The following is a 15759-nucleotide window of genomic DNA, read 5'->3' as shown; positions in this document are numbered from 1 at the left end:
CAGGTGACCTTGTCCATGGCAAAACCCAACTATTCGTTCGAAAAACGCCAGCGTGAGCTGGCCAAGAAGAAGAAGAAAGACGAAAAGGACGCGAAGAAGCGCGCCGAACGCGATGCGGCCCAGCCCGGCGCCGATCCCGAGCCGGGTGCTTCCGACACCGCAAAGGAATGACCGACGGCACGGCCCCCGCCCCCCAGGTGTGGGTGGACGCCGATGCCTGCCCGGGGCCTGTCAAGGAGATCCTGTTCCGCGCCGCGGAACGCGCCCAGGTGGCGGTCACCCTGGTCGCCAACCAATGGCTGCGCACGCCGCCCTCCCGCTTCATCCGCTCGCTGCAGGTACAGGGTGGCTTCGACGTGGCCGACGACGCCATCGTCGAGCGTGCCCGGGCCGGCGACCTGGTGATCACCCAGGACATCCCGCTGGCGGCGCGCGTGCTGGCCAACGGCGCGCAGGCCATCGACCCGCGCGGCGAGCGCTTCACGCCGGACAACATCGCCGAACGGCTGTCGATGCGGAACTTCATGGACGAGCTGCGCGGCGCCGGCGTGCAGACCGGCGGCCCGGCAGCCTTCAATGCGCGCGACCGCCAGGCGTTCGCCAACCAGCTCGACCGCTGGCTGGCCGCACGACGCTGAACCCGCCATGCCCGATATCGAAGTCCGTCCCCTGCTCCACCTGCTGCTGCACGTCGTCGTGCCGGTGGCCACCGCGCGCATGTTCTGGCCGAAGGACTGGAAACGCGCGGCCCTGTGGATGCTGGCCGCCTGGGTGATCGATCTCGACCACCTGCTTGCCGACCCGGTCTACGCGCCCGGCCGATGCAGCATCGGCTTCCACCCGCTGCATGCATGGCCGGCGATGCTGGTTTACGGCGCGCTCGTCATTCCCCGGAAGACGCGCTGGTTCGGCATCGGCCTGGTGATCCACATCGTGCTGGACGGCATCGACTGCCTGATGATGTGAAGCACGCGGTGCCTGCGCGGTCTACAGCCTCTCGCCCGGCAGGCTGCTCGCCTGCTTCACCCAGTCGGCGAGCTGCGCTTCGTTGAAATCCCCATCCTCGCGCAGGTGTACGTAGCGTGTGTCCTGCGACTTCGAGGCTTCCGGTGGCACCGGCTGCAGGGATTGGCCGCGGAAGAAGGTGACCTTGAGGTAGCGGTCGAAGCAATGGAACGACAGGAACCACCCCTCGGCATCCGGTGCGCCATAGAAAGGCGAATTCCACTTCACCGCCTTGCGCACGTCCGGCACCTGTTGCCCGATCAGCGCATCAAGGCGTTCGGCGATGGCGCGCTTCCAGCCGGGAATCGCGGCGAGATAGGCCTGCACCGGCGCATCGCCATCGCCTTTCGGGATCTGCGGGTTGCCGCCGGACAGCAGCCGGGACTTGGTGGTCTTGTCTGCCATGGGGGACACCCTACCTGCGGGATTTCCTGCCCGCATTGAAAGCGACCCCGGCACGGAACAGCGCCTTGAACGCAGGACCATCCAGGGTGTCGCGCTCGCGGATGTCGATGGCGCGACGCGTGCCGCCGTCGAGGCTGGCATTGAACAGGCCGTCCGGATCCGCCAGCGACGCCCCATGCGCGAAGGTCAGCTTCACGTACGCCTTGTAGACCTCGCCGGTGCATACCAGACCGTCGTGCGACCAGGTCGGCACGCCGTGCGGATTGGTGGGCTTGACCCACTTCACGGCTTCCACGACATCGGGATCGGCCTGGTGGATCAACGCACGCACGCGCGAGAGCATGTCGCCGCGCCAATCGCGCAGTTCATCGATGCGGGCGTCGATACGGCGCGCGGCGTCGCCGGTGTCCTGCGGTGTGGCCTTCATCATGCGCGAGTCTCCTTTCACCGGCATTCGATGCTCCCATGCACGCCGGGCACGCTCAAGTCGCGCCGCAGCGCGCCTTCGACAGGCATGCGCAATGCACACGCCGACCCGCGACCGCATCTCTCAACTCTGGAACACCGGCTCCAGCATCCGGAACGTCCCCGCGTCCGCATCCATCTCCACCCTGCCGCCGACGGGCACGATGAACTGCTGGCGGATGTGGCCGATCATCGCGCCGCGGTAGGCCGGGATCTTCAGCGGCTTGAAATAATCGTCGAAGATCTGCGGCAGCGTCAGCGAGCCATAGCCGTTGCCCGGATCGCACTCGGTGCATTCGCCGAAGATCACCCCGGCCACCTTGTCCAGGGCGCCCATCAGCCGCAGCGTGCTGAGCATGCGGTCGATGCGGTACGGCGCTTCGGACACGTCTTCCAGGAACAGGATCTTGCCGCTGAAATCCGGCAGGTACGGTGAGCCGGCCAGCGCCACCAGCACGGACAGGTTGCCGCCCACCAGTTCGCCCTGCGCCTTGCCGCCGGTGATGGTGACGGTGCGGTTCCTGCGCTGCACGAGTTCGTCGCCTTTCTCGGCCGTGTTCCGGTACTGCATCTGCTCGCGCTCGAAGAAGACGCGGCGGAACTGGTCGGCGTTGAAGGCATTCCAGCTGCCCGCGCCGATCGGGCCATGGAAGCTCACCAGCCCGGCCTGCGACAGCAACGCGTTGTGCAGCGCGGTGATGTCGGAATACCCCAGCAGCACCTTGGGATTGCGGCGGATCAGACCGTAGTCCAGCAGCGGCAGCAGGCGCGCGGCACCGGAACCGCCGCGCACGCAGATGATCGCCTTGACGTCCTTGTCGCCGAACATGGCGTTGAGATCGCCGGCTCGCTCGCCATCACTGCCGGCCAGGTGCCCGTGCCGGGCCGCGAAGTGCGGTGCCACCTTCACCTTCAAGCCGAGCGCTTCCATCGCTTCCTGCGCCAGTTGCAGGTCGAGGGGATCGTCGGTGGCGCCGGAGGGGCTGACCAGGGCGACGGTATCGCCGGGATTCAACGCGGGCGGAAGCAGGCGCTTGCGCGACGTGGCGGCGAAGGCGCGGTGACTGCCTGCGATGGGCAGCATCAACGCCGTGGCGGCAAGCGCTGCCGTTCCGAGAAAGTTTCGCCTGTGCATTCAACCGCCTGTCTGACCGGATCCGCAGGCAGGGTAGCAATCCGTACCGCAGCCAACAACGCGGGCGGGTGCGAACGGGCACAGGCGCGCACGCTCTGGCCCGCGCACCTAGCGCCTGTCGCGCCTCCGCCGGTCGAGCCGCTCCATCACGTCCTGTGCGCTCAGGCCGTGCAGCAGGATCGATAGCACCACCACCAGGCAGACCACTGCCCACAAGGCCTCGGGATCGGTGAAATCCGCGTGATGGGTGGCGAAGGCAAGGTAGTACAACGAGCCGATGCCGCGCACGCCGAACACCGCGATGGTCCAGCGGTCGCGCGAAGACAGCGACGTGCCCAGCAATCCCAGCCAGCCGGCCAGGGGCCGCACCAGCAGGACGAAGACCAGCGCGAACACCACCTCGCGCCATGACAGGCCAGCCAGGATGCCACTGGCCACCGCGCCGCCCAGCAACAGCAGCAGCAACGCCATCAGCAGCTTTTCGCACTGGTGGGCGAACAGATCCAGCGTGGCGTGATACGCATGGTCGCGTTCCTGCTGGCGTATCACCAGCGCCGCCACGAACACCGCCAGGAACCCGTACGCGTGGCAGAGTTCCGCCACGCCATAGACCAGCAGCGTGATGGCCAGCGCCGTGAGCCCATCGCTGCTGTTGGCCAGCGTCGGCCTGCGTTCGCTGCGGAAGATCAAATGCATCAGCGCGTAGCCGAGCACTGCGCCGATCGCCACGCCACCCAGCCCCCGCCACATCACGTCCAGCGCGAGCCAGCGTCCCCAGTCCATCGGCTCGCCCGCAGCGGCCAGGGCAAGGGCGACCGCCAGCCATACGAAAGGGAACGCCAGGCCATCGTTGAGGCCGGCCTCCGATGTCAGCGCAAACCGCACCGGATCCTCCCCGCCTTCACCCGGCGGGTGCACCTGCACGTCCGAGGCCAGCACGGGATCGGTGGGCGCCAGTACCGCGCCGAGCAGCAACGCAGCCGCCGTGCCGTAGCCCAGCCACGCCTGGCCCAGCCACAGACCGGCCAGGATGGTCAGTGGCATGGTGATGCCGAGCAGTCGCCAGGTGATCGCCCACCGCCGCCAGCCGAAACGGGTGTCGATGCGCAGGCCCACGCCGGTCAGCGCGACCAGGACCGCGAGTTCGGTCAGGCGCTCGGCAACGAGCGGGAAGCGGATCGGGTCGGCGGGCGGCAGCGGCCAGGGCAATGCATACAAACCCGCGCCGAGCAGCAGGTAGACGATGGGGAATGTCAGCGGATGCCGCTTCAACAGATGCGGCAGCCACGCGGCGCCCAGCAACGCCACGCCTACCAGGGCCAGCGCAAGTACGTAGATATCCATCGGGCCAGTATCACCGCCCCGCCGCGCGGCGACGTTGACGCGCGATTCACAGATCGGCACGCGACGCGGCCTGGACGGGCTCACGTCCGCCGCGCATGAAATGCGCGGTTCAGCGCCGGCAGGTGTTCACGCCAATCAACCGGTACAGCGGACAGAAATTGAACAGGCCGGTCGCCAGCGGCACCACCCCGATCCAGGCCCACACCGGGCCGCCGGTCGCGGCCCAGGCGATGAGCAGCGCGCCCACCACGATACGGGCCCCTTTGTCGAAACCGCCTACGTTCGCTTTCATGTGCGTGACCTCGCTGAGGGTGCGGACAGCATGGCGGGCAATGCGGATCACCGCATTGATCGGGATCAATCACCGGCGCGGCAAGGGCTGTCGATTTCCCCCGTTCCCGCTCGTCGTGGAAGAGAGGCGGATACAGGCACCCGCAAGGAACACCGACATGCGCAAGCTCATCGCGGCCGTCATGACGAGTCTCGACGGGGTGATCCAAGCACCCGGCGGGCCGGACGAAGACCGCAGCGGCGGCTTCGCGCATGGCGGCTGGGTATGGCCCCATGCCGGCGATGGCGAGGTGATGGGTGGCGTGTTCTCGCGCCCGTTCGACCTGGTGCTCGGGCGCCGCACCTACGACATCTTCGCCAGCTACTGGCCGCAGGTGCCCCGCGATGCCCCGCACGGCCACATCGCCGATGCGTTCAACAACGCCACCAAGCATGTCGCCACCCATCATCCGGACACGCTCGCGTGGCGGAACAGTCGTGCGCTGGGCACGGATCCCGTCGCCGCCCTGCGCGACCTCAAGCGCGGCGAGGGTCCCGACCTGGTGACGCAGGGCAGCAGCGACCTGCTGCATCAGCTGCTGGCCGCCGAGGTGGTGGACGAACTCCGGCTGCTGGTCTACCCGGTGTTGCTGGGCCACGGCAAGCGCCTGTTCGACGCCGGCACGCGTGCATCGGCGTTGCGGCTGGCGTCGTCCGTCACCACCCCCGCCGGCGTGCTGGTCACGCACTACCTGCGCGATGGCGAGGTGCGCACCGGCACGTTCGCGGAGCACTGAGCAACCGCCCCGTTCGCTTCACCCTGCCTTGCAAACAGCGCCGCGATGATCGCCCTGCCGCACTGCACCCACCCACAGGAGAACGAAGATGATCCCCAAGAACACCCTATGCCTCTGGTACGACACCGACGCGCTGCAAGCCGCGACCTTCTACGCCAGCATCTTCCCGGACAGCGAAGTGAAGGCCGTCCACCATGCCCCGGCGGACTTCCCGTCCGGCAAGGAAGGCGACGTGCTCACGGTGGAGTTCACCGTCCTGGGCATTCCCTGCGTCGGCCTCAACGGTGGCAAGGCGTTCAAGCAGACCGAAGCGTTCTCGTTCCAGATCGCCACCGACGACCAGGAAGAAACCGACCGCCTGTGGAATGCCATCGTCGGCAACGGCGGCCAGGAAAGCGCCTGCGGCTGGTGCAAGGACAAGTGGGGCCTGAACTGGCAGATCACCCCGCGTGTGCTGACCGAAGCCTTCACCAACCCGGACAAGGGCATCGCCAAGCGCGCGTTCGAAGCGATGATGGAGATGCGCAAGATCGACATCGCGAAGATCGAGGCGGCGATCCGCGGCTGAGATAGCCTTCGCTCAAAGACCCAGATGGTCGTGCAGGGCGCGCCGCACGCGCTCTGCGTAGTCGCACGAGCCGTAGCAGCCCGCGTCGAACACGCCGCCCGCACCGGCGGCCGCGGCGAGCCCGGAGAACATCGGCCGGGGCACGATGACCACCTGCCACGGTGCATCGTCGTGGTCGCTGTCCTCGCTCCGGCGCACCTCGATGGCCGCCACGTTCGTGCGCGTGAGGCGCGTCGTCGTCAGCCGGCCCCAGGCGCGGCGCTGGACCAGCACGGTATGCGGCGGATACGTCCAGTGGTCGCCCCACCCCGACAGTCCGGCGCGGATGAACTGCACGCCGACATAGCCTGCACCGCCGACGATGATCGCGAAGAACGGTGAGGCGATGTTCAGCGGCCACAGGCCGCGACCCAGCTCCCACAGCGGCATGACCACGGCGAAGGCACCGGCAAGCACGCAGCCCACGCGCATCGGCCAAGGAAACCCGCGCCGCACCAGCGGCAGGTCGTCGTCGGGGAAGGTGGCGATGTCGTCGGTGGACACGCAGGCGATGGTAGCCAGAAAACCCGACCGCCGTCTGACGCCCCACGCCCATGACCTCCGCGCCATGAAGCCCGCGTATCGCTCTGTATACTCGGTCACGGTTGGCGGGTACCCCTACCCGCCCACGAATCACGGAGCGATGTCATGGGTCTTGTACAGGCGGTGGTGGGTGCGGTCGGCGGCGTGCTGGGCGACCAGTGGAAGGATTTCTACACGGTGCCGGCGGGCCTGCCGGCGACGGCAGCGCTGTTCGCCGCGGTGCCGCAGGGCACCAATGCCGGGCGCGGCTCCAACACCAGCGGTTCGACCAACATCATCACCAACGGCTCGAAGATCATCGTGCCCGAAGGCTACGGCCTGCTGCTGATGCAGGACGGCGCGATCACCGCGTTCGTCGCCGAGCCGGGCGGCTACGAATGGCGTTCGGACGACATCAACTCCAAGTCGATCTTCGCCGGCGACGGCATCGTGTCGACCTTCATCACCCAGAGCTGGGAGCGCTTCAAGTTCGGCGGCCAGCCCGGCTCGCAGCAGGCGGCGTTCTTCGTCTCGCTGAAGGAACTGCCGGACAACCGCTTCGGTACCCAATCCGAGATCTATTGGGACGACGGCTTCCTCAACACCCAGGTCGGCGCGATCACGCGCGGCACCTACACGCTGAAGATCGTCGACCCCATCCTGTTCGTGAAGAACTTCGTGCCGGCGGCGTACCTGCAGCCGGGCAAGGTGTTCGATTTCACCGACCTGGACAACGCGGCGGCCAGCCAGCTGTTCAACGAGGTGGTCGGTTCGCTGGCACCGGCCTTCAGCCTGTACACGAACGATCCTTCCAAGGGCAACCGCATCACCAAGATCCAGCAGGATTCGCTGGGCTTCGCGCAGAGCCTGTCGGCCGCCGTCGAACAGGGCTACCAGTGGAGCTCCAGCCGCGGCCTGGCCATCGTAAAGACCGCCATCGTCTCCATCGAATACGACGCCAACACGCGTGAGCTGCTGAAGACCGTGCAGCGCGCCGATGCGCTGGCCGGTTCGCGCGGCAACTCCAACCTGCAGGCCAGCGTCGCACAGGGCATCCAGTCAGCTGGCGAGAACGGTGGCGCGGCAGGCCTGATGGGCATCGGCATGGCCTCGGGGATGATGGGCGTCGGCGGCTTGCAGCAGCCGGCCACGCCGGCCGCTCCCGCGGCCGAGGATCCGGTGGCCAAGTTGAAGAAGGCCAAGGAGATGCTCGACCTCGGCCTGATCACGCAGTCCGACTACGACGCACTGAAGGCGAAGGCTCTGGGTCTGTAACCGGAGTACGCACCGCCCATGTCCACCCCGCATCGTCCGGCGCCCCCGCCGTTGCCGCCGGCTCCTCCTGCAGGCCCTGGTTCGCCGCAGGAGGTGCCGCCGTTGCCCGGGACGTTCCCGGTCGACCCCGCTACCCTGCCCGACGCCATCCGCGCGGAGATCGAAGCGCCCGATCCGGTCGCCCTCGACACCGCAGCGGCCGAGCTGAAGGACGGCCTGAACCGCTGCCCGAAGTGCGGCGCCACCGACATCCGCCACAAGCCGGGCAGCGACCTGCTGGTCTGCCTGTACTGCCGCAACGAATGGGTGGGTGCGCGGGTCGAGGAAGAATTCGGCCTGGGCGTGGGCCTGGACCAGTTGCGTGGCACGGTGATCGCCAGCGGCGCGCGCGCCATCGACGCCGATGTCGCCAGCCTGATGACCTTCAAGTGCACCGGCTGCGGTGCCGAGGTGATGGTCAATACCGAAAGCACGATGACGGCACGCTGCCACTGGTGCCGCCACGTCTTCGGCGTGAACGAACAGATCGCCAACGGCGCGGTGCCCGATGCGGTGCTGCCCTTCCACATCAGGAAGGACGACGCCATCGCGCGCATCCGCCAGTTCGTGGGCAAGCGGCGCATGTTCGCGCTGAAGGCGTTCAAGGAGCAGTTCACGCCGGAGAATGTCGTCGGCGTGTACCTGCCGTACATGATCGTCGATGGCAACGCCAGCGCGGCGGTCGCCGGCAAGGGCGAGATCCTCACCCGCACGTACACGCGCGGCACCGACAAGAACAAGAAGACCTACTACGACGCCGACGTGTACCAGGTGGAGCGGCAGGTCGACTTCACCGTCGACGACCTGCCGCTGGAGTCGTCCGCCGAGCGCGGCAACTTCGATACGAAGGTCAACACGCAGAACATCATCAACACCATCCTGCCGTTCGACACCAAGAACGCGGTGAAGTGGAATGCTTCGTACCTGGCGGGCTTCACCTCGGAGAAGCGCGATACCGACGTGGAACAGCTGCACCCGCGGCTGGAAGACCAGTTGCTGTCGATCGCCCGCGCGCAGGTCGAGGGCTCGGTGCGCCGCTACGACCGTGGCGTGCGCTGGGAACAGGAACGCCTTGATGTGCACGGCACGCGCTGGGTGTCGATGTATCTGCCGGTGTGGCTGTACTCGTACCACCAGCCGGGCAGCAACGGCGGCCTGCTGCACTACATCGCGGTCAACGGCCGCACCGGCGAAACGATGGGCAGCGTGCCGGTACAGCAATGGAAACTGCTGCTGGCCGCGCTGACCGTGGGCACCTTCCTGGAGGGCATCGCCCTCTGGATCATCTGGGCAGGATCATGAGCGACGACAACGGCCTATGGCTGCTGGCGCTGGGGCCCACCGGGGCCGCAGCGCTGTACTGGGCCATCTACCGCTACTACCGCAACACCGACAAGTCGCACGCCTTCGAGCGCGAAACCGATGTCGTTGCCCAGCCCGTCACCGGCACGGACCGCCAGGTCGACACCGTGACCGGCACCCAGCGCACCCGCATCAACGGCGACAACGTGCAGGCCTACCGCCAGCGCGTGGAGCGGGTGCGCGACGACGGACGCCCATCGTAGGGCGGGCTCCAGACCGCCATCGCACGACAAGGCGGCGGGCCAGGGCCTGCCTGCGCATCCGTACACGAACAGTTTCCGCACATTACCGTCACGCTGCGTGCATGATCCATCTCCTTATGGCTCATCTTCATGGAACGCGGGACAGGCACTCCCGTATCCACGGCTGCGCCTGCACTGCGTAGCGCTCCTCGTCTGGCATGGGCACGGCCTGATGGTCGGCGACGCATGTGCCATCGGCGCGCGTCAGGTCGGCGAGTTTGCCGTCGCAGAGCCGCAACGGCTTGTCGATGCGCTGCCAGCCGTCATCGCATTCGGTTTGCGTTTCGGAACCCGGACGACCGCAGACGTGCGTGCGTCGCGCCTCGACCGATGATGTCGCACGCGCGACGATCCTGCCTTCGTAGACTTTTCCGGAGGCGAAATAGGACCAGGTTCCGCAGACGCGGTCGTCGTGTTGCAGCAGCACGTAGCGGCTGCATTCGTCGGGCGAGTTCGTGCCGTCGCACGCCTCCCATTTCCCCGCGAAAGGGCCGACCGTGGGCGCTACCGGAACAACCCGTGATTCGGGCGGCGCCGACGAACCCGCTTCCATGCCCGCCTGCTCGGCGCCCAGTCCCGTACATCCTCCAAGACCCAACAGCACCACCATCGCGGAACTACGCATCCAGAATCCCTCCCGCCAAGCGTTGCTCCATGCTAAGCCGAGACCAGGTGCCCCCCAACATCAACAGAAGTGACAATGCGCCAGTACTGGGGGGACACGGTACGGCGGCCATGCCGCAACGCGCGAACCACCTCAATGCATGACCGCGGTGGATATTCGTCTTCTCGCGGCCACGATGCTCCGTTGGAGACTCACGCCTGCGATTGCACGTCAGGGGCGGCGGCCTGAGCAGGCCGCACCTCACCGCCCGAACAACGTCCGCGCATTGCCGCTGCGGATCTTCGCTTTCTCTTCGTCGCTCAGGTCCAGCCGCTCGAACGCCTTCACCGTGGTGTCCAGGCTGATCTGCGGGTAGTCCGAGCCCAGCAGCACGTGGTCCATGCCCACGTTGCGCAGGGTCCAGAGGAACTCCTCTTCCACCGGCGAATCAGCAACCACGAGCACGGTGGCGGAGATGTCGAAGTAGAGGTTCTCGAAGCCGAAGCCATCGGCGGTGCGCGCGAGGGCGAGGATGTTCCAGAAGCGGAAATTCAGGCCGCCGATGTGGGCGAGGATGAACTTCGTCTTCGGCACGCGCACCACCAGGTTGAACAGTTTCTCGCTGTCGCCGGGCAGGATGTTCGCGTTGTCCATCAGCACGGTGATGCCGAGCTCGCCGGCGCGGCGCACCAGGGCTTCCACGCGCGGATCGGCGATGTCGAAGCCCTGGGTGTGGGCGTGGATCTTCAGCACCTTCACGCCGGCGGCGGCGACGCGGGCCAGTTCGGCCAGGGCGGCGTCGCCGTCGTAGGGGTGCACGGTGGCGATGGGCAGGACGTCGGGGTGGGCGGCGGCCAGCGCGATCACCTTGTCGTTGCCGGCGCGGATCTTGGCCAGGTCGCCCTGCAGGGCCTGGTGGGGGCCGCCGAACCACATGGCGCCGATGCCGGACAGTTCCAGGCCGGCGGCGTGAACTTGGTCGCGGTATTCGCGCAGGGAGGTTTCGCCATCGCGCAGGTGGACGTGGACGTCGAACACGGGTTCGGCGGCGATGGCGGTGGTGGTGAACAGGCAGAAGGACAGGGCCAGCGTGCGCAGCATGCGTCGTCTCGCATCAAAGGGATGTGCGTAGGGTGCCATGGACACGCAGACGACGCCTGCTTCGAAACGAAGCGTCGGCATCCTTCGCCGCGTTTGCCGGGCCGGCGCAGCCCGCGTCCCGTCTATGAAAACTCCAACCCGGCTCGCGCGCGGTGCGCCGCGCGGTAGGCCGTCGGCGTGCAGCCCGTCGCGATCTTGAACGCGCGATTGAACGGACCCAACGAGGCGAAACCGGCGTCGCCGCTGATGTCGAGGATGGTGGCATCGTCGCCCGCATCCTCCAGCCGGCCGCAGGCATAGGCGATGCGGTGGCGGTTGATCATCTGGTTGAAATTCTTCTCGCCCAGCGCCTGGGTGATCAACCGGCTCAGCTTGTGTTCGGCCGTGCCCAGCCGGTGCGCCAGATCGACCACCTTCAGCTCTGGCTCGCGGTAGACCTGCACCACGTCCAGCTGGTGCTGCAATGCGCGCAGCAGGCGGATTTCTTCCGCGCCCGGCGGACCGGCCGGCGCACGCAGGGCCGGCGGCGCCCCGGTCACCGGCCACGGCACGTGGCGGCGGCGCCACAGCGCGCCGTGAGTGAACAGGATCATCGCTACCGCACACAGCGGGACCACCCCTGCCCGCACCTCCGCCAGCAACGGCCAGGTGGCGGCCAGCGCGCCCATCAGCGTGGTGGTCAGCACGCACGCGGCGAACACCAGCATGAAGGCCAGCCGCAGCCGGCGTTCGGCACGCGGCAACGACGCCCCACCGCCGCGCAATGCTTCCAGGAAGGTCAGCACCAGCAGGGTGGAACTGGCCAGCGTCAGCAGGCTGCCCAGTCCGAACGCCCAAGGTGACGCCGTGCCCTGACCTCCCAGCGTGGCGCCCCGGTACGCGGCAATCAGCAGCGCCACGCCGGCGGCGACCAGAACATGCACCCGGCCCACACCGCCCTCGCCGCGGAACAGCGCCCGCGACACCAGCCAGAAGCCGTTGCACGTCGCGCTGCCGCCGATGGCAACCGCCCACACCATCCAGGTTGGCGCGCCGTCCATCCATGGCGCCATCAGCGAGAGCGCCATCGAGCCGCTGACCACGGCAAAGATCACCTCGGCATCGCGCTTGGGGCGTTGCCACAGCAGCACCAGCAATGAGGCCACCGCCACCGCGACGGCGACGCCTGTGGTGATGGTCGGCCAGCTAGGCATGGTCGCGTCCTCGTGGGGTCCGCCACAGCGTGCGGCCCGGGGCGCCCCGCGCCAAGCGCCATCGGTCACGGCCGCCGCCGGAGGGCGCCGAATCGCCGTGCGCGATCCGGCTGGCCGATTTCCGAATCGGCGAGACGGCCCCCGCAGGCGCCGCGCACGGTGACGCTCCCTTCCCCGGAGTCGTGCCATGCCTGTGTCTGTTCAACTCCCCTCGCCCTCCCGTGTGCTGCCACTCGGCGCCACCGCCTGGTTCATCGCCACCACCTTCGGGCAATGGGCGTTCGTCGCGTTCATCGTGCTGTTCTTCGGCGGGCCGGTTCTGGGCGGCGATCTGTCGCCGCTCAACGCCAAGCCGCACGTCACCGGCTACGTGCCGGGCGATGTCGTGGGCAACCTGCAGTTCGTCGGCCATGCGCTGCTGGCCGGGCTGGTGACCTTCGCCGGCGCATGGCAGCTGGTGCCGGCGCTGCGGCGGCGTTGGCCCACGCTGCACCGGTGGAACGGACGCGTGTTCCTGTCGGTGGCGCTGGTGGTCACGCTGACCGGGTTCTGGCTGGTCTGGGTGCGCGGCTCGCAACTGGGACCGGCCAGCAATCTGTCGATCTCGTTGAACGGGCTGCTGATCGTGGTCTTCGCGCTGCTGGCGTGGCGCAGTGCGCGCGCGAAGGATGTCGCCACGCATCGCCGCCATGCGCTGCGCGCCTACCTGCTGGTGAACGGGGTGTGGTTCCTGCGCATCGGCATCATGCTGGCCGGGCTGGTGCTTACCCCGCTGGGCATCAGGATCGACTACACGGGTGCGCTCTTCATCCTGGTCAGTTTCGGCAGCTGGCTGGTGCCGCTGGCGGTGCTGGCGTTGTACTTCGGCGCGGAGCGTTCGCGCCACGCCGGCGTGAAGGTGGCGATGGGCGCCTCGCTCTGGCTGCTCGCGCTGCTCACCGTGGCGGGCAGCGCCGCCGCGATCGCCTTCATGTGGTGGCCGGTGCTGTAGGCCACGGGCGACACGCGACACGGCGCCGATCGCGCCGTACGCGTCACTGTTACGACGAAGTGAACCCCGCGCGCGCACGACGTACGGTTGGCCGTCGTGTCGCGACCGGGGCGTTGGACGGGATGCACGGCATGTCGCCGAAGGAGTCGCATCATGGCCGACCGTCCCCGCTTTCCCGGCAATACCCTCGGCAATCGCTTCGGCGATCCCGCCCTCGATGGCGAGGTGCTGCCGCCGCCGATCGATCCGGAACGCTTCCGGCATATCCAGTTGCTCAACGAAGCGGTGCTGGTCAACTTCGCGGCGTCGCCCAATCCGCGCACGCCGTGGGGATGGTCGACGCTGGCGTGGGACGTGACGATGCCCACCACCTTCCTGCCCGGCGTGCACGTGGAAGCGGTGCTGTTCGGCGAAGGCGAGCAGATCGTGCCGGCGCAGGGCACGCGGCCTGCGCGGCCGTACAACGAAACCACCTACACGCTGTCGCTGCGCACGCCGCTGGCGCTGCGGATGATGGGCCAGGTGACGCTGGGCATCGATTTCGGCGCGTGCTTCGAGCTGCCGCAACGCAGCGACGTGATCCGCGACCTCATCCGCGAGGAAGTGCGCCGCGCCTTCCCCTCCTCGGGCCAGGTGACATTGCGCGACAGCGAGATCGGCGTGGATTTCGGCATCAACAGTTTTGTCGTCGATATCCCGCTGACGGCGGACGTGCCGAACTGGTTCGATGCCGACATCGACATGACGCTGGGCTTCGAGGTGTTCCCGGTGGATGGACGGGTCGCCGCGCGCTACGGGTTCGCGCGGACCAACGTGTCGTTCGGCACCGCGTCGGCCATCCTCTCGGGCGGGTGTTCCTCGGCCGTGGCGAAGGCGCTGGAAGCGGCCTGCGACGGGTTCTTCGATGGCTTCATCGGCCCGGCCATCGCGCGGCAACTGCGCGACCAGGTGCAGGCCGGCATGAACACCGCGCTCGCCGAGTTCAACCAGGGTCGTTCACCGCCGTACAAAGTGCACGACTTCACGCTGACCGAATTCAACCTGCTGGTGCGCGTGTGTCCAGTGAGCGCGCCACCGCCACCGCCGGACCCGAATCGTCCCGGACGCGATGGCGGTCTGGAACCGCTGCGTAGCTGAGCGCACATCAGCGCACGACCAGCGCCGTAGGCTGGTTTGCCAAACCCAGCGCTCGGAATAGGTCCGCGCTCAGCTGGGTTTGCAACCCAGCTTACGGCTGTACAGGGGACCGATGCAGGTCATCCGCGGGCCCGCTCCTCGCAGGCTGGGTTGATAAACCCAGCGCCTGGGACAGGTCCGCGCGCTGCTGGGTTTGCAACCCAGCCTACGGCCGTACATGGCACCGATGCAGGTCATGCGCGGGCCCGCTCCTCGTAGGCTGGGTTGATAAACCCAGCGCCTGGGACAGGTCCGCGCGCTGCTGGGTTTGCAACCCAGCCTACGGCCGTACATGGCACCGATGCAGGTCATCCGCGGGCGTGCTCCTCGTAGGCTGGGTTGATAAACCCAGCGCCTGGGACAGGTCCACGCTCTGCTGGGTTTGCAACCCAACCTACGCGGCCGTGCACGCGCGAGGCCGCTCCAGCACGCCGACCAACGGCGCTTGACACATTTCGATGTTTAGCTAACTATCGCACCATGAGTCAGGTCTTCCGCGCGCTTTCCGATCCCACCCGCCGCCAGGTGCTGCAGTTGCTGCGCAAGGGGCCGCTGAGTGCGGGCGAACTCAGCGACCAGTTCGACGTATCCAAGCCGACCATGTCGGCGCATTTCGCGGTGCTGAAAGAGGCCGACCTGGTGCATGCGGAGAAGGTCGGCAAATCCGTGATCTACCACCTGAAGCTGTCGGTGCTGGAAGACGCACTGCTCGGCTTCGTCCACTCCTTCGGTGCCGGCAGTGCCGTGCCGAAGAAAAAAAAGGAGTCTGCGCGATGAACAGAGAAGTGCTTACCAGTCTTGCATGGGGTGGCGGCATCGTGGTGCTGGCGCTGTGTGCGACGTTCGCACGCTCGCAGGGTTATATCGACGGGGAGATGGTCGATCGCATCGTGATGGGGGCGGTCGGATTGATGGTGGCGTGGTTCGGCAACCAGATGCCGAAGCGGTTCGTGCCCAGTGCGCGGGCGCGGCAGGCGCAGCGGGTCGCCGGGTGGTCGATGGCGCTCAGCGGCTTGGTCTATGCGGGCTTCTGGATCGCGGCGCCGAAGGATGTCGCGGTCATCGGCGGCTCACTGGCGGTGTTGCTGGGCATCGCGGTGACGGCGGCCTACTGCTTTTCGTTGCGGAACAAGGCGCGGATGTCAGGAGCTTGAGGGAAGCGCATCCGTCGCTTGCCTCTCCCCGGGCAACGAGGAGAAGGAGACAAGCGCGGCTGTCCGTTGTTC

21 protein-coding genes are annotated in these 15759 nt (G+C 67.5%); 12 read left to right on the top strand and 9 right to left on the bottom strand.

Annotated features, from left to right (window positions below):
- The first annotated feature begins 15 nt into the window (after positions 1-15).
- The 3 genes from FB548_RS18810 to FB548_RS13325 are packed head-to-tail and all read left to right on the top strand — an operon-like array spanning position 16 to position 966.
- Positions 16-171, top strand: a complete 156-nt coding sequence (locus FB548_RS18810; protein ID WP_185742108.1) for a hypothetical protein — start codon at positions 16-18, stop codon at positions 169-171.
- Positions 168-638 (top strand): YaiI/YqxD family protein, encoded by a 471-nt coding sequence (locus FB548_RS13330; protein WP_142125268.1) that lies wholly within the window; start codon positions 168-170, stop codon positions 636-638. The genes FB548_RS18810 and FB548_RS13330 overlap by 4 nt, the downstream gene beginning before the upstream one ends.
- Before the next feature lie 16 nt (positions 639-654).
- Positions 655-966: a DUF6122 family protein gene (locus FB548_RS13325; protein ID WP_142125478.1), complete on the top strand. Its 312-nt coding sequence runs from the start codon at positions 655-657 to the stop codon at positions 964-966.
- A 21-nt stretch (positions 967-987) separates the two neighbouring features.
- Here the strand turns inward: FB548_RS13325 and FB548_RS13320 are convergent, their stop codons facing one another.
- The 5 genes from FB548_RS13320 to FB548_RS13300 form a co-directional block, all read right to left on the bottom strand.
- The gene (locus FB548_RS13320) at positions 988-1410 is read right to left on the bottom strand and encodes a DUF1801 domain-containing protein (protein ID WP_142125267.1); all 423 of its coding nucleotides are present in this window, start codon (positions 1408-1410) and stop codon (positions 988-990) included.
- Between the two features lie 10 nt (positions 1411-1420).
- Positions 1421-1840 carry a DUF1801 domain-containing protein gene (locus tag FB548_RS13315; protein ID WP_142125266.1) on the bottom strand — a complete coding sequence of 140 codons (420 nt, stop codon included), beginning with the start codon at positions 1838-1840 and terminating at the stop codon, positions 1421-1423.
- Positions 1841-1960: 120 nt separating this feature from the next.
- Positions 1961-3010, bottom strand: a complete 1050-nt coding sequence (locus tag FB548_RS13310) for an LD-carboxypeptidase (protein ID WP_142125265.1) — start codon at positions 3008-3010, stop codon at positions 1961-1963.
- Between the two features lie 108 nt (positions 3011-3118).
- A complete protein-coding gene (locus tag FB548_RS13305) occupies positions 3119-4354 on the bottom strand; it encodes a cation:proton antiporter (protein ID WP_142125264.1) in 1236 nt (411 codons plus the stop codon).
- Between the two features lie 109 nt (positions 4355-4463).
- Positions 4464-4646, bottom strand: coding sequence for a DUF2892 domain-containing protein (locus FB548_RS13300; RefSeq protein ID WP_142125263.1), 183 nt, complete (start codon positions 4644-4646; stop codon positions 4464-4466).
- 157 nt (positions 4647-4803) lie between these two features.
- On the opposite strand from FB548_RS13300, the gene FB548_RS13295 reads away from it, so the two are divergent.
- Positions 4804-5421 carry a dihydrofolate reductase family protein gene (locus FB548_RS13295; RefSeq protein WP_142125262.1) on the top strand — a complete coding sequence of 206 codons (618 nt, stop codon included), beginning with the start codon at positions 4804-4806 and terminating at the stop codon, positions 5419-5421.
- An 88-nt stretch (positions 5422-5509) separates the two neighbouring features.
- On the top strand, positions 5510-5989 hold the full coding sequence (locus tag FB548_RS13290; RefSeq protein ID WP_142125261.1) for a VOC family protein: 480 nt from the start codon (positions 5510-5512) through the stop codon (positions 5987-5989).
- A 12-nt stretch (positions 5990-6001) separates the two neighbouring features.
- Here the strand turns inward: FB548_RS13290 and FB548_RS13285 are convergent, their stop codons facing one another.
- Positions 6002-6532, bottom strand: coding sequence for a hypothetical protein (locus FB548_RS13285; protein ID WP_142125260.1), 531 nt, complete (start codon positions 6530-6532; stop codon positions 6002-6004).
- A 144-nt stretch (positions 6533-6676) separates the two neighbouring features.
- On the opposite strand from FB548_RS13285, the gene FB548_RS13280 reads away from it, so the two are divergent.
- The 3 genes from FB548_RS13280 to FB548_RS13270 are packed head-to-tail and all read left to right on the top strand — an operon-like array spanning position 6677 to position 9429.
- Complete coding sequence (locus FB548_RS13280) at positions 6677-7825, top strand: SPFH domain-containing protein (RefSeq protein ID WP_142125259.1); 1149 nt, start codon at positions 6677-6679, stop codon at positions 7823-7825.
- 18 nt (positions 7826-7843) lie between these two features.
- Entirely contained in the window at positions 7844-9166 is a 1323-nt protein-coding gene (locus tag FB548_RS13275) for a TFIIB-type zinc ribbon-containing protein (protein ID WP_142125258.1), read from the top strand.
- Positions 9163-9429, top strand: coding sequence for a hypothetical protein (locus FB548_RS13270; protein ID WP_142125257.1), 267 nt, complete (start codon positions 9163-9165; stop codon positions 9427-9429). Before FB548_RS13275 ends, FB548_RS13270 begins: the two co-directional genes overlap by 4 nt.
- 127 nt (positions 9430-9556) lie before the next feature.
- Here FB548_RS13270 and FB548_RS13265 read toward each other — a convergent pair whose 3' ends face one another.
- The 3 genes from FB548_RS13265 to FB548_RS13255 all read right to left on the bottom strand — a co-directional run bounded on the left by FB548_RS13265 (position 9557) and on the right by FB548_RS13255 (position 12366).
- Positions 9557-10078: a hypothetical protein gene (locus FB548_RS13265; protein ID WP_142125256.1), complete on the bottom strand. Its 522-nt coding sequence runs from the start codon at positions 10076-10078 to the stop codon at positions 9557-9559.
- 255 nt (positions 10079-10333) lie between these two features.
- Positions 10334-11173, bottom strand: a complete 840-nt coding sequence (locus FB548_RS13260) for an amidohydrolase family protein (RefSeq protein ID WP_221625961.1) — start codon at positions 11171-11173, stop codon at positions 10334-10336.
- A 122-nt stretch (positions 11174-11295) separates the two neighbouring features.
- On the bottom strand, positions 11296-12366 hold the full coding sequence (locus FB548_RS13255; protein WP_185742107.1) for a helix-turn-helix domain-containing protein: 1071 nt from the start codon (positions 12364-12366) through the stop codon (positions 11296-11298).
- 187 nt (positions 12367-12553) lie between these two features.
- On the opposite strand from FB548_RS13255, the gene FB548_RS13250 reads away from it, so the two are divergent.
- The 4 genes from FB548_RS13250 to FB548_RS13235 all read left to right on the top strand — a co-directional run bounded on the left by FB548_RS13250 (position 12554) and on the right by FB548_RS13235 (position 15687).
- Positions 12554-13357, top strand: coding sequence for a DUF2306 domain-containing protein (locus FB548_RS13250; RefSeq protein WP_142125254.1), 804 nt, complete (start codon positions 12554-12556; stop codon positions 13355-13357).
- A gap of 153 nt (positions 13358-13510) precedes the next feature.
- Entirely contained in the window at positions 13511-14494 is a 984-nt protein-coding gene (locus FB548_RS13245) for a hypothetical protein (protein ID WP_142125253.1), read from the top strand.
- A gap of 519 nt (positions 14495-15013) precedes the next feature.
- On the top strand, positions 15014-15310 hold the full coding sequence (locus FB548_RS13240; RefSeq protein ID WP_142125252.1) for an autorepressor SdpR family transcription factor: 297 nt from the start codon (positions 15014-15016) through the stop codon (positions 15308-15310).
- On the top strand, positions 15307-15687 hold the full coding sequence (locus tag FB548_RS13235) for an ammonium transporter (RefSeq protein WP_185742106.1): 381 nt from the start codon (positions 15307-15309) through the stop codon (positions 15685-15687). The genes FB548_RS13240 and FB548_RS13235 overlap by 4 nt, the downstream gene beginning before the upstream one ends.
- Positions 15688-15759 lie beyond the last annotated feature (72 nt).

The sequence above is a fragment of the Pseudoxanthomonas sp. 3HH-4 genome, from assembly GCF_006716465.1.
GTDB lineage: Bacteria > Pseudomonadota > Gammaproteobacteria > Xanthomonadales > Xanthomonadaceae > Pseudoxanthomonas_A.
Note: the sequence above shows the minus strand (reverse complement) of the source record. Positions and strands in the feature narration are given on the sequence as shown.